This is a genomic window from Streptomyces sp. NBC_00076 (assembly GCF_045041235.1).
Classification (GTDB): domain Bacteria; phylum Actinomycetota; class Actinomycetes; order Streptomycetales; family Streptomycetaceae; genus Streptomyces.
Genome location: NZ_CP108242.1, coordinates 354,980 through 380,522, shown reverse-complemented (window position 1 = coordinate 380,522; position 25,543 = coordinate 354,980). Strand labels below are relative to the sequence as shown.

The following is a 25,543-nucleotide window of genomic DNA, read 5'->3' as shown; positions in this document are numbered from 1 at the left end:
CGAGCATGGCAGAGACGGACATACCAGTGACAGCACCAGACGACCCTGTGGCAGCCAAGTGGCAGGTCGTGCGCGAGATGGACGCGAACCTCATCGACAAGGCCCTTGTAGAGGCGGCATACGCAAACCCTGCCCTCCGGGCTCTGTTTCCGCTGGTCAGCCATGGATCGCTGCAGTTCAGCCGGTGCACCCGCTTCCCTTGGTCGCAAGACCTGCCCTCGATCTTCCCCCTCTTCGGTGGACGATTTCGCGTGTTGCGGCTGCATGAACCGCGAGGCTCGGGACAGGAAGAGGTCGGCGAAGCCGACTCCGCCGAAGAAGCCGTTAAACTCGTAGCCTCACACCTTCCTGCAGGCTGCGGTCCCGCCGTGGACGGCACACCCGACGTCCTCGAACCGCTCAGCTGAGTCAGGTAGCTTGTAAGGCTGCGGTGCGTACGAGCGGGTGCGGGCCAGGCCGCGCCGCCGGACTGCCACGGGTGAGTCTGCGGACCATGATGCCGATCATCGCCCAGCGGATCACGGTCTCGGACCGGGCCGGAATGGTCTCGTAGTCCCGGGCGAGGCGGCGGTGGGCGGTGAGCCAAGAGAAGGTACGCTCGATCGCCCACCGCTTGGGTTGGACCTGGAAGCCGCACTGGCCAGGGCCTTTACGGACGATGACCAGCTCGCGGCCGAGGATCTGGGCAGTCCAATCGACCAGGCGGCCGGCGAAGCCCTGATCCGCCCAGTACTTCTGGATCTGCGGGTGGTCGAGCCGGGCCCACAAGAGCGGTCGACGGGCGCCGTCGCGGTCCTGGACGCTCGCGGCGACGACGTGGACCGCAATGAGCAGGCCGAGGGTGTCGGTGACCAGGAACCTCTTGCGACCCTTGACCTTCTTGCCGGCGTCGAAGCCCCTGGTTACGGAGGGGACGGTGGCAGCGGTGCGGATGGACTGCGAGTCGATCAGGCCGGCGCTCGGCTCGGCATTGCGGCCGTCCGTCTCGCGCACCCCTGTCCCGCAGTGCGTCGTGGACGCGCTCGACGGTGCCGTCGTCGTGCCACCAGGTGAAGTACCAGTACACCGTCTGCCAGGGCGGGAAGTCCTTCGGTAGCTGCCGCCAGGCGCACCCGGTCCGTACCACGTAGAAGATCGCGTCCACGATCCGACGCCGCGGATGCTTCTCCCGCCGCCCGCCCTTCGGTCCCACCCGCGCCGACGGCAGCAACGGCTCCACCAGCGTCCACTGCTCGTCCGTCAGGTCCGACGGATACCCACCCCCAGAACGACTCACCGTCCGGGTTCGGCAGTGGGCTAAAGGTCCACTTCCGTAACAGGCCCAAGGCGTGTCGCCCGTCACCAACCTCCCGGGACAGCACACCTAGGCGGCCGTCGCCAGGGCGGACACGCTAACCGTGCCCTGCCGCGCCAGAGGCCGTACCGCCCGGCCGCGGTGGACGGCGAAGACGTAGCAGCGCAGGACGAGGAAGCGGCCGGTGCCGGCGAGGCCTGAGGCGCCGAGGTAGACGAGCTGCTCGGTCACCAGGCCGGGGGAGGGCTGCAGTAGGTGCAGGACCCACACGGCGACGCTGGTGGCCAGGTAGGCGGCCGTCGCCGAGCCCGCGGACTGCCAGTGCTCGCGCCATCCGGCGCCCCGGCCCCTGGCGAAGGTGAAGCGGGCGTGGAGTTCGGTGCACAGCAGGGTCGAGGCAGCGGTGACGACCGCGTTCGCGACCGCCCAGGGCATCGTCACGGCCAGCAGCGACACCGCGACGCTGGAGAGGACTCCGACGCCGCCGCCGAGGGCCGCGAACCGGAGGAAGGAGGCGATGAGGCCGGGGCCGGCCAGAGTCGCCACAGCGGGCTTATGTGCGAGCGGCGACTTCATGGCGGCGTCCTTCCTCAAGGGCCTCGAGGGCTGGGTGCTGGGTGCTGTTACAGGCTGCGGGCGGTGATGTCGCCGTAGGAGGTGGTGGCGTGGACGGCCAGCTCCGCGGCGGAACCGGCCGTGTTGCTCAGGGAGTTGTCGACCCGGCCGTAGCCGGTGCCGGCGTCGAGGGTGGCGGAGGTGCCGCGGGCGGCGCCGACCGTGATGGCGCCGTGCTCGGTGCGCAGGGTGAGCGTGCCGCGCACGGCCTCGGTGACGGTGAGGTCGCCCTTCTGCGTGGTCAGCTCGGCGGTGCCGTCCAGACGGCCGACGGTGATGTCACCGGCCTGGAGGGACAGGCGGGCGTTCGCGGTCTCGTCGAGCCGGACCGTGCCCTGCGCGCCCTCGAAGGTGACGTCGCCGAGTCGTCCGGAGCCGCGGAGTTCACCGCTGGCCGCCTTCGCCTCGACACGGGAGCCGGCGGGCAGCTCGACGGTCACCTCCAGGGAGCCGGAGGCGCCGATGAGCGGGTTCGTCTCCTGCCGGGTCTCGATGCGCAGGACGCCGTCGGCGTAGGCCACCTCGGTCTGCTCCGCCGCCTTCACGTCCCGGCTCTTGTTGGGGGCGGAGGGCCGGACTTCGACGGTGGTGTCGGCCCGGTCGCCGGCCACGAACCGGATGTTCGCGGCGGGGACGTCCAGGACGACGGTGAGGGGGGCGGGGGTCTTGAACGTCTGCATCTCGGGCTCCTTGTTCGCTGTTTCCGACAGTAGAAACGCTACGTTGCATTCATAGGTACGGCAATTATGTTGTTGCACGAAATGGCAGTTCTTGCAGTTCAGATGAGCGAAATCGTTGCAACGACTTCAAAGGTAACGCAACAACGTCCACCTGATTGCGTTGCAATGAATGCGAGTGAACGCTGTCTGCGGGCCGCCCGCCGACTGCCGTTGCAGCATGCTCCAGCGGCCGGCGGCCCGCTTCGGGGCCCAGGGTGCCGCCGCGCTCGGCGTGATCGCCGGATGCAACGCGATGATCCAGCTCGACGACCCGATCGTGAACATCGCGCTGCCCGGCCTGCGCGAGGCACTCGGACTGTCCGCCATGGGCGCGGCGTGGGTGATCAACGCCTATCTGCTCACCTTCGGCGGCCTGCTGCTGCTCGGCGGACGGGCCGGCGACATCCTGGGCCGCCGCCGGGTGTTCATGGCGGGCGTCGCTCTGTTCACGGCGGCCGCGGCCCTGCGCGGCCTCGCCCAGTCGGCGGAGTTCCTGATCGCCGTACGGGCCGTGCAGGGCGTCGGCGCGGCGCTCGCGGCACCCAGCGGACTGGCCCTGCTGCTCAGCACGTTCACGGAAGGAGCCGCCCGCAAGCGGGCGATCGCCGTGTGCACCATGGTGGGCGCGGTCTGCACCGCCGGCGGACTGCTCCTCGCGGGCACGCTCACCTCGCTCAGCTCCTGGCGCTGGGTGCTGTATCTCGACGTACCGCTGGGCCTGGCGATCGTGCTGCTCGCGCCCATTCGTGCTCGACGAGACCCCCCGCCACCGCGGCCGTTTCAACCTGCCCGGCGCGCTGCTGTCCGCGCTGGGTGCCGCCCTGCTCGTCTACGGGCTGGCGCAGGCCGCCGAGCGGGGCGGGAGCGACCCGGTGGTCGTCGGCTGTGTGCTGGGCGGGGTCCTGACGCTGGCGGTGTTCGCGGCCGTCGAGCGGCGTGCGCGGCAGCCGATCGTGGCGCCGCGGCTGTTCGCCGACCGTGACCGGCTGCTCGCGTACCTGGGGACGCTCGCGGTGCCCGGCGCGCTGATCGGCACGTACTTCTTCCTCAACCAGTACTTCCAGCAGCGGCACGGCTGGTCGGCGCTGGCCACCGCCTGCGCACTGCTGCCCCTGCCGGTCACCATGGCCGTGGCGGCGGCGGTCGCCGTACGGCTCGAACGGCGCCTCGGCACCCGCCCGTTGTGGGCCACGGGTGCCGCGCTGCTGATGACGGGGAACCTGTGGCTGTCCACGCTCGCGGCGGGCGACGGCTACCCGGGCACGGTGCTGCCGGCGCTGGTGCTGCTCGGCGCGGGGATGGCGTTCTGTGTGCTGCCGCCGACCGTCCTGGCCACGTCGGGGCTGCGCGGCGACGAGGCGGGCACGGCCTCCAGCGTCCTCAACTCCGTACAGTCCGTGGGTGGTTCGATCGGCCTGGCCACGCTCGTCATGGTCTCCTCGCACACCGGCGGGATGACGGGCGGGTTCGCCACGGGGGCGGCCTTCGCGGGCTGCGCACTGCTGGCGGCGCTGTGCCTGCGCAACCGCTGAGAGCGGTGGCGCGGAAGGCTTGGCAGAGGACGGCGCGAAGGTCCGCCCGGTCCTCGCTCCCACGTCCGCTGAGGCAGTGGCCGGAGCCCGGCCGGGCGAAGGCCCGTCGACGGCGCGTTGCCCCAGGGTCGCGACGGCCTCCGGCGGGACGTCTCCCGGGGCGGGACGACTCCCGGCCAAGACCGGTGTTGCCGTCAACGGCTGTTCGCGGATGCTTCGTTCGAGGTGGTGACCGCACCTGGATCGGTGGAACGCTGCTGCGCCGCGGAGCCTTGCGCGGGCTTGGACCTCGCCAGCCACAGGCCGGTGAACACGGCGGTGGCCAAAGTGACGGTGCCGGCAGCGAGGAAGGCGCTGGTGAGGCCGGTCTCGAAGGAGGCGCCGCCGGATTGGCGGGTGCGGACGACGGCTCCGAGTACCGCCACGCCGAGCACCGCGCCGATCTGCCGGGTGGTGCTGCTGATGCCGGAGGCGAGGCCGCCTTCCTGCGGGCTGACGGCTTGGATGGCGGCGCCGGTCAGTGGGGACAGGGTCAGGGCGAAGCCGGTGCCGGCGAGTGCCAGCCGCCACCACACGTTCGCGTAGCCGGTGTCCGCGTGCACCGTGCCGAGCGCAAGGAGGCCCAGGCCGGCCAGGGCCAGGCCGGTGGTGACGACGATGCGGAAGCCGTACCGGGCGGCGAGCCGGCCCGCGTACGGGCTGACGATCACCATGGCGAGGGATACCGGCAGGGTCTGCAGCCCGGCGCGCAGGATCGAGCTGCCCTGGACGTACACGAAGAACTGGGAGAAGAAGAACGACGACCCCATGAGCGCGAACCCCACCACGACCATGGCCGTGTTGGACACGGTGAACAGGCGCTGCCCGAACAGCCGCAGCGGCAGCATCGGGGCGGTACGACGGGCTTCGACGGCGATGAAGGCGGCGAGGAAGATCACCGCGGCGGCGAAGCTGCCCAGGATGACCGGGGAGGTCCAGCCGTGGGCACCACCCTCGATCAGCCCGTAGGTCAGCACCCCCACCCCCAGAACGGACAGCACCGTCCCCGGGATGTCGATAGCGGGGGCGCTCGGATTGCGGGACTCGCCGAGGTGACGCAGGCCGACCAGCAGCAGGACCAGGCCGATGGGCAGATTGACCAGGAAGATGGCGGGCCAGCCGAAGGCTTCTGTCAGCACGCCGCCGGCCACGGGGCCCGCGGCCAGACCGATCCCGCTCAATCCGGCCCACAGCCCGATCGCCTTCATGCGTTCTTGCGGCACGGGATGGGCGGCGGCGAGCAGGGCGAGCGAGGCAGGGCTCAGCGCCGCGGCCCCGATGCCCTGCAGCACCCGGCCGGCGATCAGCCAGCCGAGCGAGGGCGCGAGGGCGCACACCAGGGACGCGGCCGTGAACACCGCCACGCCGGTCAGGTACACCCGCTTGCGGCCGAACCGGTCGGCGAAGATGCCGCCGGACAGCAGCAGCATGGCGACCAGCAGTACGTACGCGTCGACGATCCATTGCAGACCGGTCAGTTGAGTGTGCAGGCGGTGCTGCATGTCGGGCAGCGCCGCTCCGACGATCGTGTTGTCGAGCAGGACCATGAACTGGCCCAGGCAGGTCACCGTGAGTAGCACGGCCCGGTTTGATCGACTGCCTGCGGTCGCAAGCGATGCGGCCATGGGGACCCCCCGATCGGTAGTTGCACCCGGCCACGGTCGACGCGGGCGGCGATACGCCTGAGCGCTCTAAAGCAGTCGGAGACTGCGTTAGATGACTGTAAGGAGGGCGCCCCATAAACGCAAGTGTCGACTGCGTTAAGGTGGGGGCATGAACGAGCGACAGCGAGCCCGGCGGCCCGGCGGGCGCAGCGCCCGCGTCGGCGCGCAGGTGCACCAGGCCGTCACCGAACTGATCAGTGAGCGCGGCTACGGCAACTTCACCGTCGGCGAGGTCGCAGCCCGCGCAGGTGTGGCTGACAGCAGCGTTTACCGTCGGTGGGGCAGCCTGGAAACCCTGCTCAGCGAGGTGGCGCTCACCCGTCTCAATGCGCGGTCGCCGATGCCCGACACCGGGAGCCTCGCCGGCGACCTGCGTACTTACGCTGCCCAAGTGGCCCGCGAGATCACCGGACCCGACGGTCCGGCGGTGCTGCACCTGGCCTTCGCCCTGTCGAGCAGCGGTCAGCAGGGCCTGCAGGCGAGCGACCACCTGCGAGCCGAACGTACCCGGCAACTGCAGTCCATGCTCGATCGCGCCCGCGACCGTGGCGAGCCCGCACTCGACGCGTTCGACGTGCTGGACCACATCCTGGCCCCGATGTACATCCGCGTCCTGTTCGGCATGGTCCCGCTCACCCCGGACTACGTCGACGGGCTGGTCGACCGCTTGCTGTGACCTCAACCCGGTCCCCGGGCTTCAGCCCTTCACAGGCTGCGGGCGGTGATGTCGCCGTAGGAGGTGCTCGCGTGGAGGGTCAGGTCGGCGGCGGGGCCGTCGGTGTTGTTGAGGGTGTTGTGGATGCGGCCGTAGGAGGTGCCGGCGTCGAGGGTGGCGGAGGTTCCGCGGGCGGCGCCGACCGTGATGTCGCCGTGCTCGGTGCGCAGGGTGACGGTGCCGCGCGCGGCTTCGGTGATGTTCAGGTCGCCCTTCTGGGTGCTGATCTCGGCGGTGCCGTTCAGGCGGCCGACGGTGATGTCGCCGGCTTGGAGGGTCAGGCGGGCGTTCGCGGTCTCGTCGAGCTTGACCGTGCCGTGCGCGCTGTCGAAGGTCACGTCGCCGAGCCGTCCGACGCCGCGGAGTTCGACGCTGGCCGCCTTGGCTTCGACGCGGGACCCGGCGGGCAGCTGGACGGTGACCTCGATGGATCCGGAAGGGCCGAGGATCTGGTTCTTCGCCGGGGTCTCGATCCGCAGGACACCGTCGCGGTGGTCGACCGTGGTCTGCTCGGCCGTCTTCACATCCCGGCTCTTCGAGGCGTTCGCGGGCAGCACCTCCACCGTGGCGTCGGCCCGGTCGGCGGCGATGAACCGGATGTGCCCCGCCGGGACATCCAGGACGGCCGTGATGGGGGCGGGGGCGTCGAACGTGTGCGTCGTGCTCTGGGGCTTCTGGGTCTTCTGCATCGTGGGCTCCCTGACTCGCTGTTTCTTATGACAGAAACGCTACGTTGCATTTAACTATTCGGCAACTGATTCGTTGCGCTCTATTGCTATATATGCAGGTCAATTGCGAGAAAACGTTGCAATGATCAGGAATTTAATGCAACGTCGCCTGCTCGGTTCGTTGCAATGAATTAGATGTGAACGCTATACTGGCCCACCACGGAGCACGAAGGAGACCGCGATGCCGGGAGGCAGACTCACCCAGCAGGAACGTCAGCAGATCGCGCTGGGACTGGCCGACGGCCTCGCCTACGCGGAGATCGCCAGACGCCTGGACCGTCCGACCTCGACGATCACGCGCGAGGTCATGCGCAACGGCGGCCCCACCGCCTACCGCGCCGACCTGGCCCACCGCGCCACCGAACGCCGTACCCACCGTCGTCGGCAGGCCGCGCCCCGGGGCGGGCCGCAGGCGCCCGAGCAGGCCTACGGACGCGACGCCGAGGCCGTGCGCGAGTACGAGGAGACGCTCACCACCGTCTTCATGCAATCGGGCGTGCCCAAGATGATGGCCCGGGTGCTGGTCTGCCTCTACACCACCGACTCGGGCAGCCTCACCTCGTCCGAACTCGTCCAGCGCCTCCAGGTCAGCCCCGCGTCCATCTCCAAGGCGATCACGTTCCTCGAGGGCCAGGGCCTCGTCCGCCGGGAGCGCGACGAACGCCGCCGTGAGCGCTATCTCGTCGACGACGACGTCTGGTACCAGGCGACGATCGCCAGTGCCCGGTCCCTCGCCCAGGTCGTCGAGACCTCACGGCAGGGCGTCGGCATCCTCGGCCCCGGCACCCCGGCCGCCACCCGTCTCGAGAGCATCGCCCGCTTCCTCGACTTCGTCGGTGAGAGCACCGCCCGCGCCGCGGAGCAGGCCCGCGAGATCCTCCACACGAAACCCGAGACGACCTCGGACGGCGCTGCCGAGCCAGATGGGGACCGCGGATAGGTCCTGGCCGGGGGAGGCAGGTCGTTCCCGTCGTGACCGGCATCGCCGCGGAAGGGCGGGCGGTGCCGGGCGGTCATGGTGCCCGCGGACGTCGAACCCCGGCGGATGCTCAGGTTCGCCTCGCACTGCGTCGCCGAGTGCGTCAACCGGCGCGGCGACGACTGCACGCTGATCGAGCGCGTCGTGGCGGCCTGTCCGGAGGCGCAGTCGGGCGGCGTGCCGCGCTGCCATCTGCGGGCCGACTGCAAGTGGTGGGGCCAGGCGGGCATCGACGCCTGCCGCCGCTGCCCCGCCGTCGCGCCCCGGCACCACACCGAAGAGGAACTCGCGACGCTCGTGGCGGACCCTTCGACCACCCTGGAACAGATCGACGCGCAGTTCGCCCGCACCACCTGCCCACCGCACGACCCTGAGCCGGCCGGGCCCCGACCCGGCCGGCTCGTCACGGTGCGGCGGGCTGGACCACCGGCGCCGGTGACGCGTCGGGCTGAGAGACCGTCAGCGAGCGCACCTCGCGGCTGCACAGCGCCGCCGCCGTCGCGCACACCACCAGAGCGGCGCCGCCCAGCAGGGTGGCGCGTACCCCGAGGTGGTCGGCGAGTGGGCCGACGGCCATCTCGCCCAGAGGCAGGGCGACGAACGAGCCCAGTGCGTCGTACGAGTAGACGCGGGCCAGCCGGTCGGGCGGGATGTTCTGCTGCAGTGCGACGTCCCAGGCCACTCCGAACTGCTCCAGGGCGACCCCGTTCAGAAACATCGCCACGCCCAGCAGCAGGGCGCCGGGCGCCTCGGCGAGGACCACGAGGGGCAGCGCCTCCACCGCCACCACCGCCACCCCGAGCAGCAGCGCGTGCCGGGCCCGGGAACGGGCGGCGACGACTCCGCCGGCCACCGCGCCCGCCATCTGCGCGGCCAGCACCACGCCCCACACCCCGCGCCCGAACGTGTCGTCGGCGACGACGGGCCCCAGCACCTGAATGCCGCCCGCCACCACGGCGTTGACCACCATGAACTGCAGCACCACGATCCACACCCACCTGCGGGCGGTGAACTCCCGCCAGCCCTCCCGCAGTTCGCGCAGCGGCCGGACCCGCTCGCCGGCCGCTGCGCGAACCACCGGGGCCACGGTCACCCCGAGGAAGCACACCGCCGCCCCGCAGAACGCCACCGCGTTGCCGGCGAGTCCCCAGCCCGGCCCGAACACGGCGGCGACGATGCCGGCGAGGGACGCGCCCGCGATCGCGCCGAGGTTGGTGCCCATGCGCATCACCGCGTTGGCCGGGCGGATCAGCTCGGCGGGCACGGTCTGCGGGGTGAGCGCCGCCGAGGCCGGCAGTGACAGCGCGGCCAGCGCGCCGTTGAGGACACTGAGCAGCACCAGCAGCGGGATCGACGCCGCGTCGAGCAGCACGCTCACCGCGATCGCCGCCTGCACCGCGGAGGCCGCGAGCGCCGAGCCCTGCAGCACCAGCGTCCGCCGCACCCGGTCGGCGACCACCCCGCCGACCAGCAGCAGTGCCACGTTGGCCAGGGAGCGCGCCCCGACGACGAGCCCCAGGTCGGTCATGGAGCCCGTCGAGTCGAGCACCGCGAAGGCCAGCGCGACCGGTGCCATCGCGTTGGCGAAGTACACCAGCAGGCGTCCCGCCGCCAGCCGCCGGAAGGATCGGTGGCGCAGAGGCGCCCAAGTCCGTGCGCCGGCCTCGCCGTGCGCCGCCGTGTCCGTCATGTCGCCGTTCACTCCGTCTCGTCCGTGCCGGCCGCGGGCCCCAGGGTGAAGTGCACCCGGGACACCGAGATGCCGAGGTCCTGCACCGCGTACGGGCAGAAGCAGTACGCCTGAGGGGTCGCCCCGGGGGTTGTGCCGACGGTGAACTCCGCGTGCACCCGCTCGCCGGGGCGCGAGGCCTCGACGCGGCGCAGCACGGGGCCGACCCGCGCGTCGAGGTAGACGGGCAGCACGATGCCCAGGTTCACCGTCCCGGCCCGCTCCGCCTCCACCACCACGTGCAGGGTGCCACCGGCAAGGACCTCGGACGGTGCCTTCACGGTCAACTTGGCCGAATCGGCGAGGGAGTTGGCGACATCACCGCAGCGCGCGCACACCACCTGGACCGTGTCGATGATCGTGGGGACCCGGCCGCGGCGCCGGTAGGCGACGAGCGCGCGGCCGCAGGCGCACGGCGTGTCCAGGACGGTCGGCGCGTCGGCGACGCTGCGTTCGCCGACGTGGGAGGGGAACCGCAGCACCGGGTCGTCGTGGTGCTTGGCGAAGCGGTGGGCGAGGGCCAGGTCGAGGGAGGTGGTCTCCTTGGCGATCGCGGCCGACGACCGTTCGGCGTCCGGCGGGGCCAGCGCCACCGTGCGCACCACGTCGTGCAGCAGCGTGTCGGCGAGGGCCCGCAGGCGCGGCCGCAGCGGGTACTCCTCTGCGAGCAGTCCGCTGTCGAGGAGGCCGGTCAGCTGGGCGCCGAGCGTGTGGCCGACCCTGGCGGGTGCGCCGTGCTGTCGTCCAGCCCGGGCGCAGCGTTGCTCGAACCCTGCTGGAGAGCCGTGGTCGGGGCCGAGGTGGCGGGGTTCACTGGCGGCATGGACCGTCACGCGCACACCCCGCCGCGGCCGGATACGTTCGCGACCCGGTTGCGAGTCGCCCACGCCCTGCTCATGGCCGGAGACCCGCGCGCGGCGGCCGACCGCGCCGCGCGGTCGCGGCCCCGCGCCGCCCGGGTCGGGGCCCGTGGCAGACAGGCCGTGTTCGGCGCGCTGCGCGCGGAGGCCCTGCTCTGCCTGGTCGAACTCGCCGCGGCGGAACAGGAGGCCGAGGCTGCCGTACGCGCGGCTGTTCCGGCGCCTTGCTGGGCCGGTGGCCCGCGGTGGTCCTCGCGGAGGTGCTGACCGAGCTGGGCCGGCACGAGGAGGCGGAGGGGCAACTGCGCCGGGCCGCGCCGGGACCGTTCACGCGCACGGCGGATCTCCCGCGGTACCTCAGGGCCCGGGGTCGCCACCGCTTGGCCGTACGGCGCCCCGCAGCCGCTCTCGCCGTCTTCCTGCGATCAGGAGAGCTGACGTACCGTCAAGGAACCGGTCCCTTCGCCCGGATGCCCTGGCGCACCGACGCCGCCGAGGCCCTGCTGCATCTGGGTCGGCCCCACGACGCCGCGGAACTGATCGCCGAGCAGCTCACCGGGGCCACCGCCCTCGGTCCGCGCCACCGTGGCGTCGCGATTGCGTCTGCGGGCCGCCACCGAGGAGCTGGCCCGGCGGCCCGTCTCACTGGCGCTGGCGGCGGACGAGCTGCGCGCCGCCGGTGACCGTCCCGAACTGGCCCGTGCCCTGGCCGATCTGGGAGAGACCCTGCACGCCCTGGGTGACGGCCTGGCGGCCCGGGCGGTCCTGCGGCGCGCCTGGCACCTGGCGGCCGACTGCGGAGCCGTACCTCTGTGCGACCGGATCCAACCGCACAGCACACCTGCGATGTGCCGGCTCGGTGTCAGTGGATGGTGTCAGTGACGGCATGTCAGGCGGGTTGAACGTCCCGTCTCTGTCCATCTGGTCCCCGTCCCGTCTCAAGCGATTTGGTCCGATTCGCTCGTCGTGTCAGATGAACTGGTTCGCGGCGAGCGGTGGAAAAGGCGATGGACAAAGATCGCGCGAGCGGGAGACTGGCCCCCATGACCGCATCGGATGCCAAGGCTGACCTCCACTTTTACTTGCAGTCCGCCCGTGATGCCCTGCTGTGGAAGCTCGAAGGGCTCTCGGAGTACGACATCCGCCGCCCGCTGACGCCGACCGGCACGAACCTCCTGGGCCTGGTGAAACACGCAGCCGGCGCTGAGCTGGGCTACCTCGGCGACACCTTCGGACGGCCGTCCGGCGAGCCGCTGCCCTGGCTCGATGACGGTGCCGAGCCCAACGCGGACATGTGGGCCACCGCCGACGAGTCACGCGAGTACATCGTGGAGCGCTATCGCCGGGCGTGGGCACACGCGGACGCGACGATCGACGCGCTGGCGCTGGACACGACCGGCAGGGTGCCGTGGTGGCCCAACGGCAGAAACGAGGTGACGGTGCATCATGTCGTGGTGCGAGTGATCGCTGATACGCACCGGCACGCCGGGCACGCCGATATCCTCCGGGAGCTCATAGACGGTGCCGTCGGAATGAACAAGGGCAACGACAGCCTGCCGCCGGGCGACTCGGCGTGGTGGGAGAACCATCGAAGCCTGCTCGAGCGTGCAGCTCAGGAAGCCGACCGAGACAGCTGACCCCCCATCACCGTGCGTAGCCTGATCCGTCGGGCGTCCAGGACGACAGGGACGACCCACCGCTGGGACGAACGCCCGAACCGCCGCCCATGACTACACGCTCACCCGCGCGAACCGCTATGCGAAGGCTGCCACGTTGCGCGCAGCCCACTCGGCGAAGGTGCGGGGCGGGCGGCCGAGGACCTTCTCGACGGCGGGGCTCACCCGCTGCTCAGCGGCTTTCGGCCTGCCCAGGATGTCAAGGGTGGCTTCCGCGATCGGCTCGGGCATGAACTGCAGCATCTGTGCCCGGGCCTCCGCGCGGCTCTGCTCGACGAATCGCACCGGCTCACCCAACGCGTCGCCGATCGCCATCGCCTGCTGCCGAGGTGAGACCGGTGCCGGTCCGGTCAGTTCATACGTCCTGCCGACGTGGCCGACGTCCCGCAACGTCACGGCGGCGACCTCGGCGATGTCGGCCGGGTCGATTGTCGGCAGCGCGACATCACCGAACGGCGCGCCGACCATCCGTTGCGCGCGGACCATCTCGGCCCACTGCAAGGTGTTGGAGTCAAAACCTCCCGGCCGCAGCAGTGTCCATTCCAGATTCGACTCCGTGACGGCGTCCTCCAGTGTCGAGGGGTGGCTTCCCGTGGCGACACCTTGGGAGGACAGCAGGACAACCCGGCCGACCCCGCCCGCCCGCGCGACATCGAGGACGTCGCTGACGCTGCCACCGGCCGATACGAAGTCGCCCGAGGTCAGCAGGAACAGTGCGTGGGCGCCGTCAAGCGCGGGCGCAAGGCTTTCCGGCTCGGCCAGGTCGGCCTGATGGTGCCGTACCCCCGCCGGCATGTCCCCCGCAGAGATCCCTCGCGACACCGCCGTCACCTGTTCACCGGCCGTGACGAGCGCCCGCACCAGCGGCCGTCCGACGTTGCCCGTAGCTCCAGTAACCACAATCATGTTCGCTCCCGTTGACGAGTTTCTCTGTGGGCCCAACGGAAGCTACCGGCACGCGGATAGTAGGTACCTACAGGAAAGTATTGGAAAGAAGGGCTCACTGTGACCCACAACACGACTCCGGCGGTTCGTCCCGACGTCGCCCCCGAGCAGGCATGCCCGATCGCCCCGGTGGTCGACATCGTCTTCAGCCGCTGGACCACTCCGATTCTGTGGGCGCTCCATGAACACGGGCGGCATCGGTTCGTGGAGCTGGAACGCCGCATCACCACCATCACACCCAAGGTGCTGACCGAACGGTTACGGCGGCTGGAACGCGACGGGCTCGTCGTGCGCACCTACCACCCCGAGGTTCCGCCGCGGGTGGAGTACGAGATCAGCGAACTGGGGCGCAGCCTGGCGCCGTTGTTCGCAGCACTTGCCGACTGGTCGGTCAACCTGGGCAAGGTGGAGCAGGCCCGGCAGGATTACGAGGCCAAGGAGCAGCGGCCCCGCAGCCGTCGAAACTGAGAGAGCTTCGATCACGCGGCCGCCGAACAACCCGGTATCGGCCCGAGAGCTGCCTGGTCATTGAGGACGCCCCCTTTGGAGTCGAAGCGGGGCTGCGGACCAACATGACGATGCGTCAGCTCGCCCCATTGTTCGGGGTGTCGAAGTCGGCCGCCGACCGCATCATCACCGTCTGGGGCCCCCAAGCTCGCGCTGCAGGCCCGCGAGTGCGGAGAGAGCGGTCCGCCAGCCAGCCGATCGCACTCTCCAGGAGCTGGTTTCCGATCGTGGCATGATCGCGCCATGGAGCACTTCATACGTCCAAAGGGCTCACCGCCTGTCAACGGGTACAGCCACGCGGTCGCGTTCACCGGAGCGATGGTCGCCGTCTCGGGTCAGGTTCCGGTGGACGGCGACGGCGATCTGGTCGGTAAAGGGGACGCTGAGGCCCAGGTTCGGCAGGTCTACGCGAACCTGACCACCGCTCTCGAGGCGGCGGGCTCCGGCCTGGAACACGTAGTCAAACTGACGGTCTACCTGACCGATCTGAACGATCTGGGCGCGTTCCGCAAAGTACGAGACGAGTACCAGGACGCAGCAAACCCACCCGCCTGCTCCTTGGTGAGGGTCGCTGGGCTGGTTCACCCGGACTTCCGGGTCGAGGTGGACGCATTGGCCCTGGCACCGACCGCCGGGTGAACGATCAGGCACTGTGCGGCGGATCATGGTCGGAGGCATGGGCGGATCGCTGCTGCGGTGACCAAGCCGTGGAAGAAGGCCCGCCTCGACCTGTTTCGCCGGCCGCACCGCTACAACACCGTCTGCCGCCATTCCAGGCTCGGACAACGCCGTCCCATCGCCTACGGAAGGCACTCGGCTCGACATCAACAACCTTGGCTACAGCGGCATAGCCCGTGTCCAGGATTCGGGGTCAGGCCCGGGTCCTGCCTCGGTGGGTAAGCCGTTGTACGGGCTACCGGGCGCTGTCACGATCAGTTCATGGACCTTCTTGCGCTGTTACCCCCGTTCGTGGTTGCCGTGCTCCTCATCTCGGCGTCGCCGGGGCCGGCAATGTTATTGATCTTTCGGCAGGCGGCGTTGCGCGGGTGGCGGGCGGCGGTACCCACCGTCCTGGGACTCGAAGCTGGTCTGTATGTGTGGGCGCTGGCCGCCGGTGCAGGTCTGGCCGCTCTTGTGGCGGCCTCCGAGGTGGCGTTCGTCGTACTTCGCGTGGTCGGTGCGGTGTTCCTGGTCTACCTCGGCATCAAGGCATGGCGCACGGTGTGGCGCGGCCGCACCCGCCCGGGGGACGCACCGGCAGAGGCGGAAGTGTCGATCACGCCGCCCGCGGGTCGAGGGCGATGGTGGACGGCCTTCGGTGAGGGAACAGTAGTGATGCTTGCCAATCCCAAGGCCGCCTTCTTCATGATTGCGTTCTATCCGCAGTTCGTTCCGGCAAGTCGTCCGCTGTTCACCACCACCGCGCTGCTGGCCGCGGTGCAGGTGCTCATCGAAACGGCGTTCTACCTCAGCTTGGCCGCTGTTGTGGGCCGCACCGGAGCCTGGTTCCGCCGGCCGCGGATCCGGCGTCGCGTCGACGCGGTCAGCGGAGGCGTGCTCGTTGCCTTGGGTCTGCGCCTGGCCACGACCACGCGCTGAACTCCTTCTGAGCGGTCCAGGCCGACAGCCACCGGCCAGGTGCCTCCATACTGCGGACCGGTCAGCCTTGCGGAGTGCGCGCCTGGGCGCGTTGTTCGGTGAGGTTGCGGTGGGCGGCAGTCTGGGCGTTGTCCGCCGCCGCGGACAACGCGGCCAGCAGGACGCGGATGAGCGGGTGGCCGTCCGCTCCGGCGCGGACGGTGACCAGTATGTCCCGGTGGTGATGGGCCGCCAGGTGGTGCAGCGCGACCGGCGGTCGGCGGTCGTGCCACAACAGGTCCGGCAGGAACGCCGCCGCGTGCCCGGCCGCTACCAGCTCGGCGTGCACCAGCATGTCGGCGGTCTCGAAGGCGACGTCCGGCTCGAATCCTGCCTCCTGACACACTGCCGTCGTCCACTCACGGGCGGGCGTGCCCACTGGCTCCATCGCCCATGGCTGCCCGGCAAGCTCCGCCAGCTCCGCCGAGCCAGGCGTGGCCAGCCGCATGGGGTCACGCGCCAGCAACTGGTGTTCGACCTCGGTTGCGCGGGCCTGTGGTCGGCCGGGGAAGACATCGTCGATGACGAGGTCGCAGTCCCGGGCAAGGAGGGCGGGCAACGCGGTGTCCGGCTCAGCCTGGGTGAACCTCACCCGCACGCCCGGGTGGGTCTCGCGTAGCCAGGCCAGCGCGCGGGGCAGGAGCGCCAGTGCGGCCGTTTGGAACCCGGCCACGCGCAGTGTGCCGGTCACCTCCGCCAGGGACGCGGCGATATCGGCCGCGGCCTGGTCCAGTTGGCGCAGGACCGCCTCGGTGTGGGCCACCAGGATTTCGGCTTGTGGGGTCAGCCGCACCCGGCGGCCGTGTGGCTGGAGCAGGGGTGCGCCGACCTCGTTCTCCAGCAGGGAGAGCTGCTGGGAGACGGCGGAGGGGCTGTAGGACAGGGCCGTCGCGACGGCCGCCAGCGTGCCGCGATGCCTCAGCTCCCGCAGGATCTGCAGCCGGCGCAGGTTGTACACGGTGCTGTCATCCCCAGAATCATCAGTTTTTCTGGCTGATCATGCTCAGAAAGATTCACTTTACTGATGCTCGCGGGTCATGCAGCGTGAGGCGCATGGATATCGAGGCATTGCGCCGGGACACTCCTGGGGTCGCACACCGAGTGCACCTGAACAACGCGGGAGCCGGCCTGCTCTCTCGGCACACGCTGCGGACGATGACCGCCCACCTGGAACTGGAGGCGGAGATCGGCGGCTACGAGGCTGCCGAGCGGCAACGCGACCGCATCGATGCCACCTACGCCGACGTCGCCGAGTTGATCGGCGGCCGGCCCTCTGACATCGCTCTGTTCGACAACTCCACGCACGCCTGGCAGGCCGCGTTCTACTCCCTTTCGCTTTCCTTCCGGCCGGGCGACCGCATCCTGACCGGCCGCGCCGAGTACGGCAGCAACGTGCTGGCCTACTTCCAGACGGCTCGGCGCACCGGCGCCGAGATCGTCGTCGTCCCCAACGACGCCGACGGGCAACTGGACACCGCCGCGCTGGCCGGGCTCATCGACGACCGCACCAAGGTGGTCGGCGTCAGTCACGTCCCCACCAGCGGCGGGCTGATCAATCCGGCCGTCGAGATCGGACGTATCACCCGGGCCGCCGGGGTTCCGTTCCTGCTGGACGCCAGCCAGTCGGTCGGCCAATTCCCGGTCGACGTCCGGGAGACCGGCTGCGACATGCTGGCCGCCACCGGCCGCAAGTTCCTGCGCGGGCCGCGCGGGATCGGCTTCCTGTGGGTGCGGCCGCAGATGGTGGAGCGACTGGACCCGTTCGTCACCGGGATAGCGGCCGCCACCTGGGACGGTGAACGCGGTTTCAGCTGGCACGACGGCGCCCGCCGGTTCGAGACCCGGGAGAAGAACTACGCCGCCGTGCTCGGCCTGGGCTCGGCGGTGCGCCAGGCCCTGGACCTGGGCCTGGCCACCATCGGCGACCGGACGCTGGCACTCGGCGCCGAACTGCGGTCCCGGCTGGCCGGCCTGCCGGGCATCACCGTGCACGACCAGGGCGAGCACCGCTGCGCCATCGTCACTGCGAAGGCCGACGGCGTACCCACTGTCGAGGTGGCCGCAGCCCTCGCCCGGCACGGGATCAACGTCAGCACGACCTCCTCCGAGCACACGCAGTTCGACACCGAGGACCGCGGCGTCCATCCCCTGGTCCGGCTCTCGCCGCACTACTACAACACCGAGGCTGAACTCGACCAGGCGGTGGAGGCGATCGCCGCGCTGCGACGCTAGGGCCGCCTTGTCACGAGAACGAGGTCACCACTGTTGGACACAGCCGCTCTCACCAGCGTCGCCGTCGCCGGGCTGCTGTCCGGAACCGTCAACTCCATCGCCGGCGGCGGCTCCCTGCTCCTGTTTCCCGCGCTGCTCGGCATCGGCCTTCCCACGCAGGCGGCCAATGTGACCAACTCGGTGGCCAATTGGCCCGGATTCGCCGGCCAGGTCTACGGCTTCGCCGAGGACCTCAAGAGGCAGCCTCGCCGGCGGCTCGTGCTGCTGTCCGTCATCACCGCACTCGGCTCGACGGCGGGCACGGCACTGCTGCTGAACACCTCCAGCGCGAGCTTCGACCAGGTAGTTCCGGCACTGGTGCTGTTCGCCAGCTTGCTGCTGGCCGGACAGAAACAGATGAAGAAACTCACGCGGGGTGCAGGTCCGCCGCCATCGGACCACCCGCGTCAGAACATGGTCATGCTCTGTCTGGCGATGGCAGTGGCAGGCATCTACGGCGGCTACTTCGCCGGTGCGTTGGGGGTGATCATGCTCGCGACACTGGCCATGGCCACAGCCGACGCCCTGCGCAGCCTCAACGCGCTCAAGGCGGTCCTGTCACTGGTGAACTCAACCGTCACGTTGCTCGTCTTCGCGATGTTCGGCCCGGTGCACTGGCCCGTGGTGGCTGTCGCGGCACCGGCCACTCTGCTCGGCGGATACCTCGGCGCGAGGCTGGCCCGACGGATGCGCGAGGAAATGCTTCGGTGGCTGGTGGTGACCACCGGCGTAACGGTCTCTGCCGTTCTCTTCGTGACGTGAGCTTGCCCCTCTGTATCCCGCCCATTGTCCCTCGGACCTGATCATCTGTTAGGGGAAACCAGCCGAAATGATCCGTGCTGCCACTTCGAGCGACGTCGCGGAGATCCGCGCGATGATCCGCGAGCTCGCCGCATACGAACGGGCTGCCGAGCAGGCCCGAGCCAGTGAGGAACAGCTCCACGATGCGCTGTTCGGCGAACATCCCGCGGCGTCCGTGCTGATCGCCCAGGACGAGAACACGAGTGAGACCGTGGGCTATGCCCTGTGGTTCCCCCGCTTTTCGACCTGGACCGGCACACGCGGCATGCACCTGGAGGACCTGTACGTACGCCCGCACGCCCGGGGCGCGGGACACGGCAAGGCTCTGCTCGCCGCGCTTGCCGCGATCTGCCGGAGGAAGGGCTACGAGCGCTTCGAATGGTGGGTCCTGGCCTGGAACGAGCCGACGATCGAGTTCTACAGGTCGCTCGGGGTTGAACTCCTGGACGAGTGGACGGTATGCCGACTCAGCGGTGAGCCCCTCACGCACCTCGCCGCCGAGGCCCCCGCAGTCGTGAACCAGCTTTCCGCCTCGTAGAAGGGATGCCAATGCGAGCACCTGTCGCAGCCGTGATCGAAGCCCACGGCACCCTGGAACGGCTCGTCGCGGGAGTGACCGACCAGCAGCTCGTCGCAGCATCCACCCTTCCAGGCTGGTCCCGCGGCCACGTACTGGCGCATCTCACCGACAACGCGAGGATGTTCGCCCGTCTCGCGGAACATGCCCTGTGCGGGGACCTGGTGGCGGCCTACGACGGAGGCGTGGACGAGCGCAACGCGATCATCGAGGCCACGGCCGGCCGTAGTGCCGCCGAGCACCGGGCCGAACTCGCCGCACACTCGACCCGCCTGGAGGCAGCCTGGGCACGTACCGACGACGAGGACTGGAAGCGTCCCGTCACGTTCCGAAACGCCGACCTGGCCGCTACGGTCTGGGCACGCTGGCGCGAGGCATGGATCCACATGGTCGACCTGGACCTCGGCGTACGGACGGACGACTGGCCCGAGGGTCTGGCCACTCACGCCATCGCATTCCTCCTTGGCCGTCTACCGGCAGGCACGCGCCTGTGCGCCGAAGACGTGCGCCGCCAGTGGTCCATCGGCGACCGGGGCGACCGGCCGGTCACGGTGGTCACCGGGCGGGTGCGCGACCTGGCGGCCTGGCTGGCCGGACGCATACCCGCAGCCTCACCGGTAACGGCGCACGGACTACCCGCTCTCGGGCCCTGGCCGCCGCACCCGCCGCAGAGAACAAGACCGCACCTGAGGTCTCCACCAGGCACGGCGTGAGTGACTTGCCGATCTTGCTGATCTTGTCGAGAGGCGGGCACCGTCGGCTTCGCCGGCCTCGCGCTGTCTCTCCGCCCTGTAGCTGCCGTCAGGCGGCACTCCGTTCATGAGAGGAAAGCCGGCTTGCGCGCCGACATTGTCTGGTGGGATCTGTCCGCCTCCGGCCAGACCATCGAGACCATGCGTGACTACCTGCGCGGTGAATCTGTCACCGCCTTCTCCAAGGTGCCTGGACTCCGCTTCAAGATGTGGCTCTCCGATCCCGCCACCAACCGGTGGGGAGCCGTGCTGCTGTGGGAATCCGAAGAGGCATCCCGCCAGGCACTGCCCAGCCGGGCGCTCGAACTCATCGGCTACCCACCGATAGCCGCTCACGGCTTCGACGTGGAGGCCACGACCGAAGGCCGATACACAACGCAACGGCTCTCTCTGCAAGGGCTGGCCTTCACCGAGACCGCTGAGCAGGAGTCGGGCTGAGGGCCAACGAGAAGGGGTGGCAGGCAGGACCTGACACTCCGCCTGTTTCGCAGTATTGGCCCCGGTGTCCTGGCTCGGACACCAGCCGCAAAGTAGCGGGACGATCACGTATTCACCGCCGCGGCGGTCTGTTCGTCGTGTTCGCGGAGCATCCGCATGACGGTGGCAGGGGAGGGGTGCCGGCCCTTCTTCGCACCCGGGGTGGAGATCTTCTCCGAGAAGACCCGCGTCACCCTCGCCTCGGCGAGGGAGTCGAGCTGTGCGTCGAAGGATGCCGGGCGGTCGAGGCGCGGGCGTGTCGCAGGCTGTGGTGGGGTGATGTGTGGCCGCAGGCGTACGCGAGTCCGGCTCGGATCGAGCGATCCTGGCCGGGTCGCGATGGGTATACGGGTCAGTTGGCCCTGTCGGCGAACATGCCGGGCTGGTAGGAACCTCGGTGAGCGCCAGTGCGGCGCGTTCGGCCTCGGTGTGCACCCGTCGACTCACGCCAGGCGGCTACCAGGTTGATACGGGTCGCGTCCTCTCCGGCCGCCGCTGCGTCCTTGGTGTGGTAGCCGACGCAGAAGCCGCAGCCTGGATGTGGTTCCTCACTCATGCCCTGGGGTGTCGCGCGGCTTGTTCGCACGGTGTCTGACGCTCGGGTGCCGGAGGCTGCTTGTAGTTATCCGAGTTGGCCTGGCTGGTAGCCGCCGCCGCGCTGGCGGACGATGACGCCCATGCGGTTGGTGGCGTTGATCAGGGCGATGAGCATCACCAGGTCGGACAGCTGGTCCTCGTCGTAGTGCTGGGCGGCGTTCGCCCATGCGTCGTCGGTGACGCCGCCGGCGGCATCGGCGATGCGGGTGCCCTGTTCGGTCAGTTCCAGGGCGGCGCGCTCGGCGTCGGTGAAGACCGTGGATTCGCGCCAGGCCGCGACGAGGTTGATGCGGGTTGAGCTCTCCCCGGCGTGTGCGGCGTTCTTGCTCCACACGTCGGTGGCGTAGCCGCAGCCGTTGATCTGGCTCGCGCGCAGCACCACCAGCTTCTGGGTCGCGGCCGGCAGCGCGGATTCCTCCAGGATCGTCTTGCTCGCCCTTCCGAAGTACCCGGCGGCCTTGGCAGTGGTCGTGGTCGGATTGCTGAAGAGGTTCAAACGGGCGGTCATGGTGTGCTCCTTGGTGTTGGTGGCATCCAGACCCCGGTGGCTCGCGTCCTGTGACGCCCCTTCGGGATGACGTGGTCCGGATGCATTGCTCGAGTCGCCGGTCTCGTTGGGCGCCGGTCCGGCGCTATGAGGGGGCGATCAGGCTGTGCGTCAGCGGCGCAGGCGCTGTGCCCGGTGGGGCGCGGCTGGTCGGGGCGGTCTTGCTGCGGGTCACGGCGCGGTCTTGCGCGGGTCTGCGGTGATGAACAGGGCTGCCAGGACCGCGGTGCCGAGCATGATGCCCAGTGCCCAGGTCGCGGCGGTGGCGTAGCCGTGCACGGTGGCGTCCCGGAGGACGTCTGCGCCGTGATGGCCGGCCAGGTAGGTGCTGGTGGCGCCGGCCGCGATGGTGTTGAGCAGTGCGGTGCCGATCGAGGCGCCCGTCTGCTGGGCGGTGTTGACGGTCGCGGAGGCGATGCCGGTGTCGTGGGGAGCGACTCCGCTGGTGGCCGTCGCGACGGCGGGGCCGAACAGTGTGCCGATGCCGAGTCCGAGGAATAGCTCGGCGGGCAGGATGACGGCGGTGTAGGGGCTGTGCGGGGTGAGCTGGGTGAGGAGGGCGAGCGAGCCGGCCGCGCACAGCAGTCCGGGCACGATCAGTAGCCGGGGTGGCAGCTTGGGAAGCAGGCGGCCGGACAGCTGGGTCGCCGCCGTCACGTTCATCGCGACCAGCGGGAGCATGGCGAGGCCGGTCCGGACCGCGGAGTAGCCCATCACGGACTGCAGTTGGTAGGTAAGGAAGAGGAAGACCCCGAACAGTCCGAGCGTGGCCAGCGCGACGGTGGCGAGGGCCGCGCCTCGGTTGCGGTCGGTCAGGATCCGCAGGGGAAGGAGAGGAGCACTTGACCGGGCCTGCGCGATCCCGAACGTCAGGAGCAGGGCGGCGGCCAGCGCCAGGCAGAGGAAGACCCAGGGTGTGTGCCATCCGCGCTCGCCGGCCTCGGAGAACCCGTAGACCAGAGCGGCGATGCCGCCGCAGCCGGTGACCGCTCCCAGGACATCGATCCGTACGTCGGTGCGTCCGGGCGGATCGGGCAGCGCGGCGATGGCGCCGAGCGCGGCCAGCAGGGCGATGGGAATGTTGACGTACATGCACCAGCGCCAGTCGAGGTAGCTGGTAATCAGCCCGCCGCCGACCAGGCCGATTCCGCCGCCTGCGGTCAACACCCCGCTGTAGATCCCGATGGCCCTGGCCCGTTCGGCCGGTCCGGGGAACGCCGCCATCAGCAGCGCGAGGGTCGAGGGGGCCAGCAGTGCCGCGAAGACGCCCTGTCCGGCGCGGGCGGCGACCAGCATCCAGCCGGAGTTCGCCATCCCTCCGAGACCGGAGGCGACGGCGAAGCCGAGGATGCCGGCCATCAGGGTGCGTTTGCGGCCCAGCCGGTCGGCGATGCGGCCGCCGAGCAGGAGCAGCCCGCCGAAGGTCAGGGTGTAGGCCGTGACGACCCACTGCCGGCTCGCGTCGGACATGCCCAGATCCTGCTGGGCGGTGGGCAGCGCGATGGTCACGATGGTCGTGTCCAGCACGATCATCAGTTGGGCGATCGCGATGACCATCAGCCCCCACCAGCGGCGCTCATGCAGCCGGGCCGGATCGGCACACCACGTACTCTTCGCGCTCTTCGTCTGGCGGCCCTCTACTACCACTACAAGTCGAAGGAGGAGATCCTCGCCGCCGTACTGGCCGACTTCTCCGCCGCGGTCGCCGAACTCACCGACTGGGGTAAGCAGCAGCCTGCGGGACCCGAGACCCGCCGCGAACTCCTGCGCCGCTACGCCGAGCTGACAGCCGGTGGCATCACGGCCGCGGCCCGCTTCGCGCAGGACAACGAGCCGGCGCTGCGCAACCAGCCGCTCGCGGCCGAGGTACAGCAGCACGTCATGACGCTCTTCGAGCTTTTGGCCGGGCCCGGCGCGCTGTCCGGTGACGGCGACCCGGCCGCATCGCTGCGCGTCCGCCTGGCCATCACCGCACTGCACCTGGCCGGCGACGAGGCCGATCGAGCGGAAAACGGACGCCCGGAGCTGATCGATACGGCGCTCGGCATCGCCTGCGACTTGATCGATCCGCCGTCTCCCCGGCCGACGCCCTAGTACCGCAGTTGAGGTGCTCCGCCCGTCCTGGTCAACGACCTGGCCTCGATTCTGTTGACTGAAGGACCTTGATGCCGACAGAGTCCGCCGCAGCACGAGGGCCGGGAACGGCGACGCCCGGCCCCAGGTCGAGGCGTTTGTCCATGTCCAGGCGGAAGGTTCCGTACGGGTTGACGTTGGACCAGAACAGCGCGGTCAGGCCGCGCCGGTCCTCGTCCGAGAGCCTTGATGCCCACGCCGGTTCGGCCAAGACCTGCTGGAACAGCAAGGTGTTGACGTGCACGAGCGCGGACTGGAGTGGGTGCAGGGCGAGCATGCTGGTCTCGGCGTGCTCCTTGTCCGGGCCGGTCAGGGCGCCGTCCTTGCCGTAGTGCAGCACGGTGTTCGCACCGTGCCAGTTCTTCACGACCTGGAGCCCACCGTGGATCTCCCGGCGCAGGCCGGGGCCGTATCAGCGGCCAGGTGTAAGCACGTACACCCGGCGCGGTTTCCGCCCGTCAGCCGTTTCACCAAGGTGCGGGACGGACGGAATCCGAGGTGTTCGCGGCGCCCGGAGCCATCCCGTACGCGCGAACCCCTCGGATTCTGTCTCTGAGCTAGAAGGCCGCTGTCCGGTCTTCGCTGCGCGGGTCGATCACCTGGTGCTCGGTGTAGATGCCCGAGCGCGCCTCACGACGCCAGGGACGCGCGTAGGTCACTGCACCGACGGCGGCCTCGGAACTGTCGTCGAGGTTCACGACGGCTACCGATGGCGAACCGTCCGCGGGGCACCGCGCAAGCCAGTCGCCGTTGGGAGCGACGATTCCGGTCGGTGCGGTGACGCTGTCCTGTGCCGGCCCCGACAGGCTGACCCAGTAGCTGTTGAACGCGGCGTGGCCTTGGACTTGGGCTTGGGCGGTGGTGTTGCCCGGCGTGCCGCTGGTGGAGAGCAGCACGCAGTCGACGTCCAGCTTCTCGTACTCCGCGAACAACTCCGGAAAATGGATCTCCATGCCGAGCAGGCAACCGAAGCGCACACCGTCGACCTCGAAGGTCACCGGTGAGACGCCCGGCGAGTACATGTATGAGACCTTCGTCTTCGACAGCAGGCGCTCGTCGTAGCGCGTGACGACCTCGCCGCGGTCGGAGATGACGTAGAGGCTGTTGTGCGGGCGGTTCGGGCCGGTCAAGCGGTGCACCGATGGGATCACCGTCCACAGCCGCAACTCGCGGGCCAACTCGGCGATCGCAGCCAACTCCGATTGGAGCACCGGCCATTGGCACCGGTCCCAGTCCGCCGGGCCGACCGTGTCCGGGCCGTCGACGGACATGACATGTTTGCTGGGAAAGCAGATCGCGCCTTCCGGAAAGTGCACGATTTTCGCTCCCTGAGCACTGGCCTCGCGCATCAGAGCACGGACCTCACGCCCGCTTTCGCGCAGCGCTTCGACGTCTCGGGGGTCTTCGCGTACGGGGGTCTGCGCTACGGCAAACCGCACGCTCTTGGGGTTCCTTGCTTCCGACATGACGTCTCCTGATGGAGTCGGACGGAAGTGCCGCAGGGCGGACGTGTAGGACTCACCGGTTTTGGCGGCGCGGGCACGCACCTGGCGCTTGAAGTTCCTACGGGCTGTCATCGCGGCCTTCCACGCCTTGAGCGACGGCTCCCCAGCAACCTCGCCCGAGGCGATCGGGCTGCGACAACGACCTGAGACGCTGGTCCCTTTGCCTCCGATGGGAGACCGCGCTGGGGACGGTCGGCGGGAGGTTCGGCGTAGGCCACGCAGTCGGTCATCATGCCGTCGCTC

General features: G+C 69.9%; 30 protein-coding genes and 3 pseudogenes. 18 read left to right on the top strand and 15 right to left on the bottom strand.

Translation table 11 applies throughout. The features are described 5' to 3' along the window. Positions 1 to 5 precede the first annotated feature (5 nt). Positions 6 to 407, top strand: coding sequence for a DUF6193 family natural product biosynthesis protein (locus OHA64_RS01865; RefSeq protein WP_405606850.1), 402 nt, complete (start codon positions 6 to 8; stop codon positions 405 to 407). Between the two features lies 1 nt (position 408). Here OHA64_RS01865 and OHA64_RS01860 read toward each other — a convergent pair. From OHA64_RS01860 to OHA64_RS01850, 3 genes and pseudogenes are all read right to left on the bottom strand, one after another. Beyond that, a pseudogene (locus OHA64_RS01860) lies at positions 409 to 1,276 on the bottom strand (IS5 family transposase). Positions 1,277 to 1,363: 87 nt separating this feature from the next. Further along, entirely contained in the window at positions 1,364 to 1,870 is a 507-nt protein-coding gene (locus OHA64_RS01855; RefSeq protein ID WP_405606848.1) for a GtrA family protein, read from the bottom strand. A 47-nt stretch (positions 1,871 to 1,917) separates the two neighbouring features. Further along, complete coding sequence (locus OHA64_RS01850) at positions 1,918 to 2,589, bottom strand: DUF4097 family beta strand repeat-containing protein (RefSeq protein ID WP_405606846.1); 672 nt, start codon at positions 2,587 to 2,589, stop codon at positions 1,918 to 1,920. A gap of 217 nt (positions 2,590 to 2,806) precedes the next feature. On the opposite strand from OHA64_RS01850, the gene OHA64_RS01845 reads away from it, so the two are divergent. After that, positions 2,807 to 3,610 (top strand): MFS transporter, encoded by an 804-nt coding sequence (locus OHA64_RS01845; RefSeq protein WP_405606844.1) that lies wholly within the window; start codon positions 2,807 to 2,809, stop codon positions 3,608 to 3,610. Then, positions 3,501 to 4,160, top strand: coding sequence for an MFS transporter (locus OHA64_RS01840; protein WP_405606842.1), 660 nt, complete (start codon positions 3,501 to 3,503; stop codon positions 4,158 to 4,160). The genes OHA64_RS01845 and OHA64_RS01840 overlap by 110 nt, the downstream gene beginning before the upstream one ends. A 194-nt stretch (positions 4,161 to 4,354) precedes the next feature. Here the strand turns inward: OHA64_RS01840 and OHA64_RS01835 are convergent, their stop codons facing one another. After that, entirely contained in the window at positions 4,355 to 5,824 is a 1,470-nt protein-coding gene (locus OHA64_RS01835) for an MFS transporter (RefSeq protein WP_405606840.1), read from the bottom strand. A gap of 148 nt (positions 5,825 to 5,972) precedes the next feature. On the opposite strand from OHA64_RS01835, the gene OHA64_RS01830 reads away from it, so the two are divergent. After that, positions 5,973 to 6,539, top strand: coding sequence for a TetR/AcrR family transcriptional regulator (locus OHA64_RS01830; RefSeq protein WP_405606838.1), 567 nt, complete (start codon positions 5,973 to 5,975; stop codon positions 6,537 to 6,539). A 29-nt stretch (positions 6,540 to 6,568) separates the two neighbouring features. Here OHA64_RS01830 and OHA64_RS01825 read toward each other — a convergent pair whose 3' ends face one another. Continuing rightward, a complete protein-coding gene (locus OHA64_RS01825) occupies positions 6,569 to 7,267 on the bottom strand; it encodes a DUF4097 family beta strand repeat-containing protein (protein ID WP_405606836.1) in 699 nt (232 codons plus the stop codon). Between the two features lie 220 nt (positions 7,268 to 7,487). On the opposite strand from OHA64_RS01825, the gene OHA64_RS01820 reads away from it, so the two are divergent. After that, positions 7,488 to 8,246, top strand: a complete 759-nt coding sequence (locus OHA64_RS01820; protein ID WP_405606834.1) for a helix-turn-helix domain-containing protein — start codon at positions 7,488 to 7,490, stop codon at positions 8,244 to 8,246. Positions 8,247 to 8,688: 442 nt separating this feature from the next. On the opposite strand, the gene OHA64_RS01815 is transcribed toward OHA64_RS01820, so the two are convergent. Further along, positions 8,689 to 9,975 (bottom strand): MFS transporter, encoded by a 1,287-nt coding sequence (locus tag OHA64_RS01815; RefSeq protein WP_405606832.1) that lies wholly within the window; start codon positions 9,973 to 9,975, stop codon positions 8,689 to 8,691. A gap of 8 nt (positions 9,976 to 9,983) precedes the next feature. After that, complete coding sequence (locus OHA64_RS01810) at positions 9,984 to 10,847, bottom strand: hypothetical protein (RefSeq protein ID WP_405606830.1); 864 nt, start codon at positions 10,845 to 10,847, stop codon at positions 9,984 to 9,986. Between OHA64_RS01810 and OHA64_RS01805 the strand changes: the two genes are divergently transcribed. The 3 genes from OHA64_RS01805 (at position 10,836) to OHA64_RS01795 (ending at position 12,511) form a co-directional block, all read left to right on the top strand. Next, positions 10,836 to 11,141, top strand: a complete 306-nt coding sequence (locus OHA64_RS01805; protein ID WP_405606828.1) for a hypothetical protein — start codon at positions 10,836 to 10,838, stop codon at positions 11,139 to 11,141. The genes OHA64_RS01810 and OHA64_RS01805 overlap by 12 nt on opposite strands. Positions 11,142 to 11,459: 318 nt before the next feature. Continuing rightward, the gene (locus OHA64_RS01800) at positions 11,460 to 11,756 is read left to right on the top strand and encodes a hypothetical protein (protein ID WP_405606826.1); all 297 of its coding nucleotides are present in this window, start codon (positions 11,460 to 11,462) and stop codon (positions 11,754 to 11,756) included. A gap of 161 nt (positions 11,757 to 11,917) precedes the next feature. Beyond that, on the top strand, positions 11,918 to 12,511 hold the full coding sequence (locus OHA64_RS01795) for a DinB family protein (RefSeq protein ID WP_405606824.1): 594 nt from the start codon (positions 11,918 to 11,920) through the stop codon (positions 12,509 to 12,511). Positions 12,512 to 12,628: 117 nt separating this feature from the next. Here the strand turns inward: OHA64_RS01795 and OHA64_RS01790 are convergent, their stop codons facing one another. After that, positions 12,629 to 13,456 carry an NAD(P)H-binding protein gene (locus OHA64_RS01790; protein ID WP_405606822.1) on the bottom strand — a complete coding sequence of 276 codons (828 nt, stop codon included), beginning with the start codon at positions 13,454 to 13,456 and terminating at the stop codon, positions 12,629 to 12,631. 99 nt (positions 13,457 to 13,555) lie between these two features. Here OHA64_RS01790 and OHA64_RS01785 point away from each other — a divergent pair, with 99 nt between their 5' ends. The 4 genes and pseudogenes from OHA64_RS01785 to OHA64_RS01770 all read left to right on the top strand — a co-directional run bounded on the left by OHA64_RS01785 (position 13,556) and on the right by OHA64_RS01770 (position 15,601). After that, complete coding sequence (locus OHA64_RS01785) at positions 13,556 to 13,963, top strand: winged helix-turn-helix transcriptional regulator (RefSeq protein ID WP_405606820.1); 408 nt, start codon at positions 13,556 to 13,558, stop codon at positions 13,961 to 13,963. 32 nt (positions 13,964 to 13,995) lie between these two features. Continuing rightward, positions 13,996 to 14,175: pseudogene (locus tag OHA64_RS01780) on the top strand (transposase family protein); the annotation flags it as partial. A gap of 70 nt (positions 14,176 to 14,245) precedes the next feature. Then, positions 14,246 to 14,641 (top strand): RidA family protein, encoded by a 396-nt coding sequence (locus OHA64_RS01775; protein WP_405606818.1) that lies wholly within the window; start codon positions 14,246 to 14,248, stop codon positions 14,639 to 14,641. Positions 14,642 to 14,941: 300 nt separating this feature from the next. Further along, positions 14,942 to 15,601 (top strand): LysE family translocator, encoded by a 660-nt coding sequence (locus OHA64_RS01770; protein WP_405606816.1) that lies wholly within the window; start codon positions 14,942 to 14,944, stop codon positions 15,599 to 15,601. A 61-nt stretch (positions 15,602 to 15,662) separates the two neighbouring features. Here the strand turns inward: OHA64_RS01770 and OHA64_RS01765 are convergent, their stop codons facing one another. Further along, the gene (locus OHA64_RS01765) at positions 15,663 to 16,598 is read right to left on the bottom strand and encodes a LysR family transcriptional regulator (protein ID WP_405606814.1); all 936 of its coding nucleotides are present in this window, start codon (positions 16,596 to 16,598) and stop codon (positions 15,663 to 15,665) included. Positions 16,599 to 16,693: 95 nt separating this feature from the next. Between OHA64_RS01765 and OHA64_RS01760 the strand changes: the two genes are divergently transcribed. The 5 genes from OHA64_RS01760 to OHA64_RS01740 all read left to right on the top strand — a co-directional run bounded on the left by OHA64_RS01760 (position 16,694) and on the right by OHA64_RS01740 (position 20,479). Next, complete coding sequence (locus OHA64_RS01760; protein ID WP_405606812.1) at positions 16,694 to 17,872, top strand: aminotransferase class V-fold PLP-dependent enzyme; 1,179 nt, start codon at positions 16,694 to 16,696, stop codon at positions 17,870 to 17,872. 33 nt (positions 17,873 to 17,905) lie between these two features. Then, positions 17,906 to 18,673: a sulfite exporter TauE/SafE family protein gene (locus tag OHA64_RS01755; protein ID WP_405606810.1), complete on the top strand. Its 768-nt coding sequence runs from the start codon at positions 17,906 to 17,908 to the stop codon at positions 18,671 to 18,673. Positions 18,674 to 18,740: 67 nt separating this feature from the next. Then, positions 18,741 to 19,250, top strand: a complete 510-nt coding sequence (locus OHA64_RS01750) for a GNAT family N-acetyltransferase (protein ID WP_405606808.1) — start codon at positions 18,741 to 18,743, stop codon at positions 19,248 to 19,250. A gap of 11 nt (positions 19,251 to 19,261) precedes the next feature. After that, positions 19,262 to 20,002 (top strand): maleylpyruvate isomerase family mycothiol-dependent enzyme, encoded by a 741-nt coding sequence (locus OHA64_RS01745; protein WP_405606806.1) that lies wholly within the window; start codon positions 19,262 to 19,264, stop codon positions 20,000 to 20,002. Between the two features lie 123 nt (positions 20,003 to 20,125). Further along, complete coding sequence (locus OHA64_RS01740) at positions 20,126 to 20,479, top strand: YdhR family protein (RefSeq protein WP_405606804.1); 354 nt, start codon at positions 20,126 to 20,128, stop codon at positions 20,477 to 20,479. A 104-nt stretch (positions 20,480 to 20,583) separates the two neighbouring features. On the opposite strand, the gene OHA64_RS01735 is transcribed toward OHA64_RS01740, so the two are convergent. The 4 genes and pseudogenes from OHA64_RS01735 to OHA64_RS01720 form a co-directional block, all read right to left on the bottom strand. Then, positions 20,584 to 20,712: a hypothetical protein gene (locus OHA64_RS01735; protein ID WP_405606802.1), complete on the bottom strand. Its 129-nt coding sequence runs from the start codon at positions 20,710 to 20,712 to the stop codon at positions 20,584 to 20,586. A gap of 157 nt (positions 20,713 to 20,869) precedes the next feature. Beyond that, positions 20,870 to 21,053: pseudogene (locus tag OHA64_RS01730) on the bottom strand (carboxymuconolactone decarboxylase family protein); the annotation flags it as partial. Between the two features lie 87 nt (positions 21,054 to 21,140). Continuing rightward, the gene (locus tag OHA64_RS01725) at positions 21,141 to 21,623 is read right to left on the bottom strand and encodes a carboxymuconolactone decarboxylase family protein (RefSeq protein ID WP_405606800.1); all 483 of its coding nucleotides are present in this window, start codon (positions 21,621 to 21,623) and stop codon (positions 21,141 to 21,143) included. Between the two features lie 210 nt (positions 21,624 to 21,833). Next, entirely contained in the window at positions 21,834 to 23,219 is a 1,386-nt protein-coding gene (locus OHA64_RS01720; RefSeq protein WP_405606798.1) for an MFS transporter, read from the bottom strand. Here OHA64_RS01720 and OHA64_RS01715 point away from each other — a divergent pair. Next, positions 23,199 to 23,756, top strand: coding sequence for a TetR/AcrR family transcriptional regulator (locus tag OHA64_RS01715; RefSeq protein ID WP_405606796.1), 558 nt, complete (start codon positions 23,199 to 23,201; stop codon positions 23,754 to 23,756). The genes OHA64_RS01720 and OHA64_RS01715 overlap by 21 nt on opposite strands. Before the next feature lie 31 nt (positions 23,757 to 23,787). Here the strand turns inward: OHA64_RS01715 and OHA64_RS01710 are convergent, their stop codons facing one another. Both OHA64_RS01710 and OHA64_RS01705 read right to left on the bottom strand, forming a co-directional pair. Further along, positions 23,788 to 24,195, bottom strand: coding sequence for a Tn3 family transposase (locus OHA64_RS01710; RefSeq protein ID WP_405623811.1), 408 nt, complete (start codon positions 24,193 to 24,195; stop codon positions 23,788 to 23,790). Between the two features lie 157 nt (positions 24,196 to 24,352). Next, a complete protein-coding gene (locus tag OHA64_RS01705; RefSeq protein WP_405606794.1) occupies positions 24,353 to 25,261 on the bottom strand; it encodes a carbon-nitrogen hydrolase family protein in 909 nt (302 codons plus the stop codon). Positions 25,262 to 25,543: the final 282 nt, after the last annotated feature.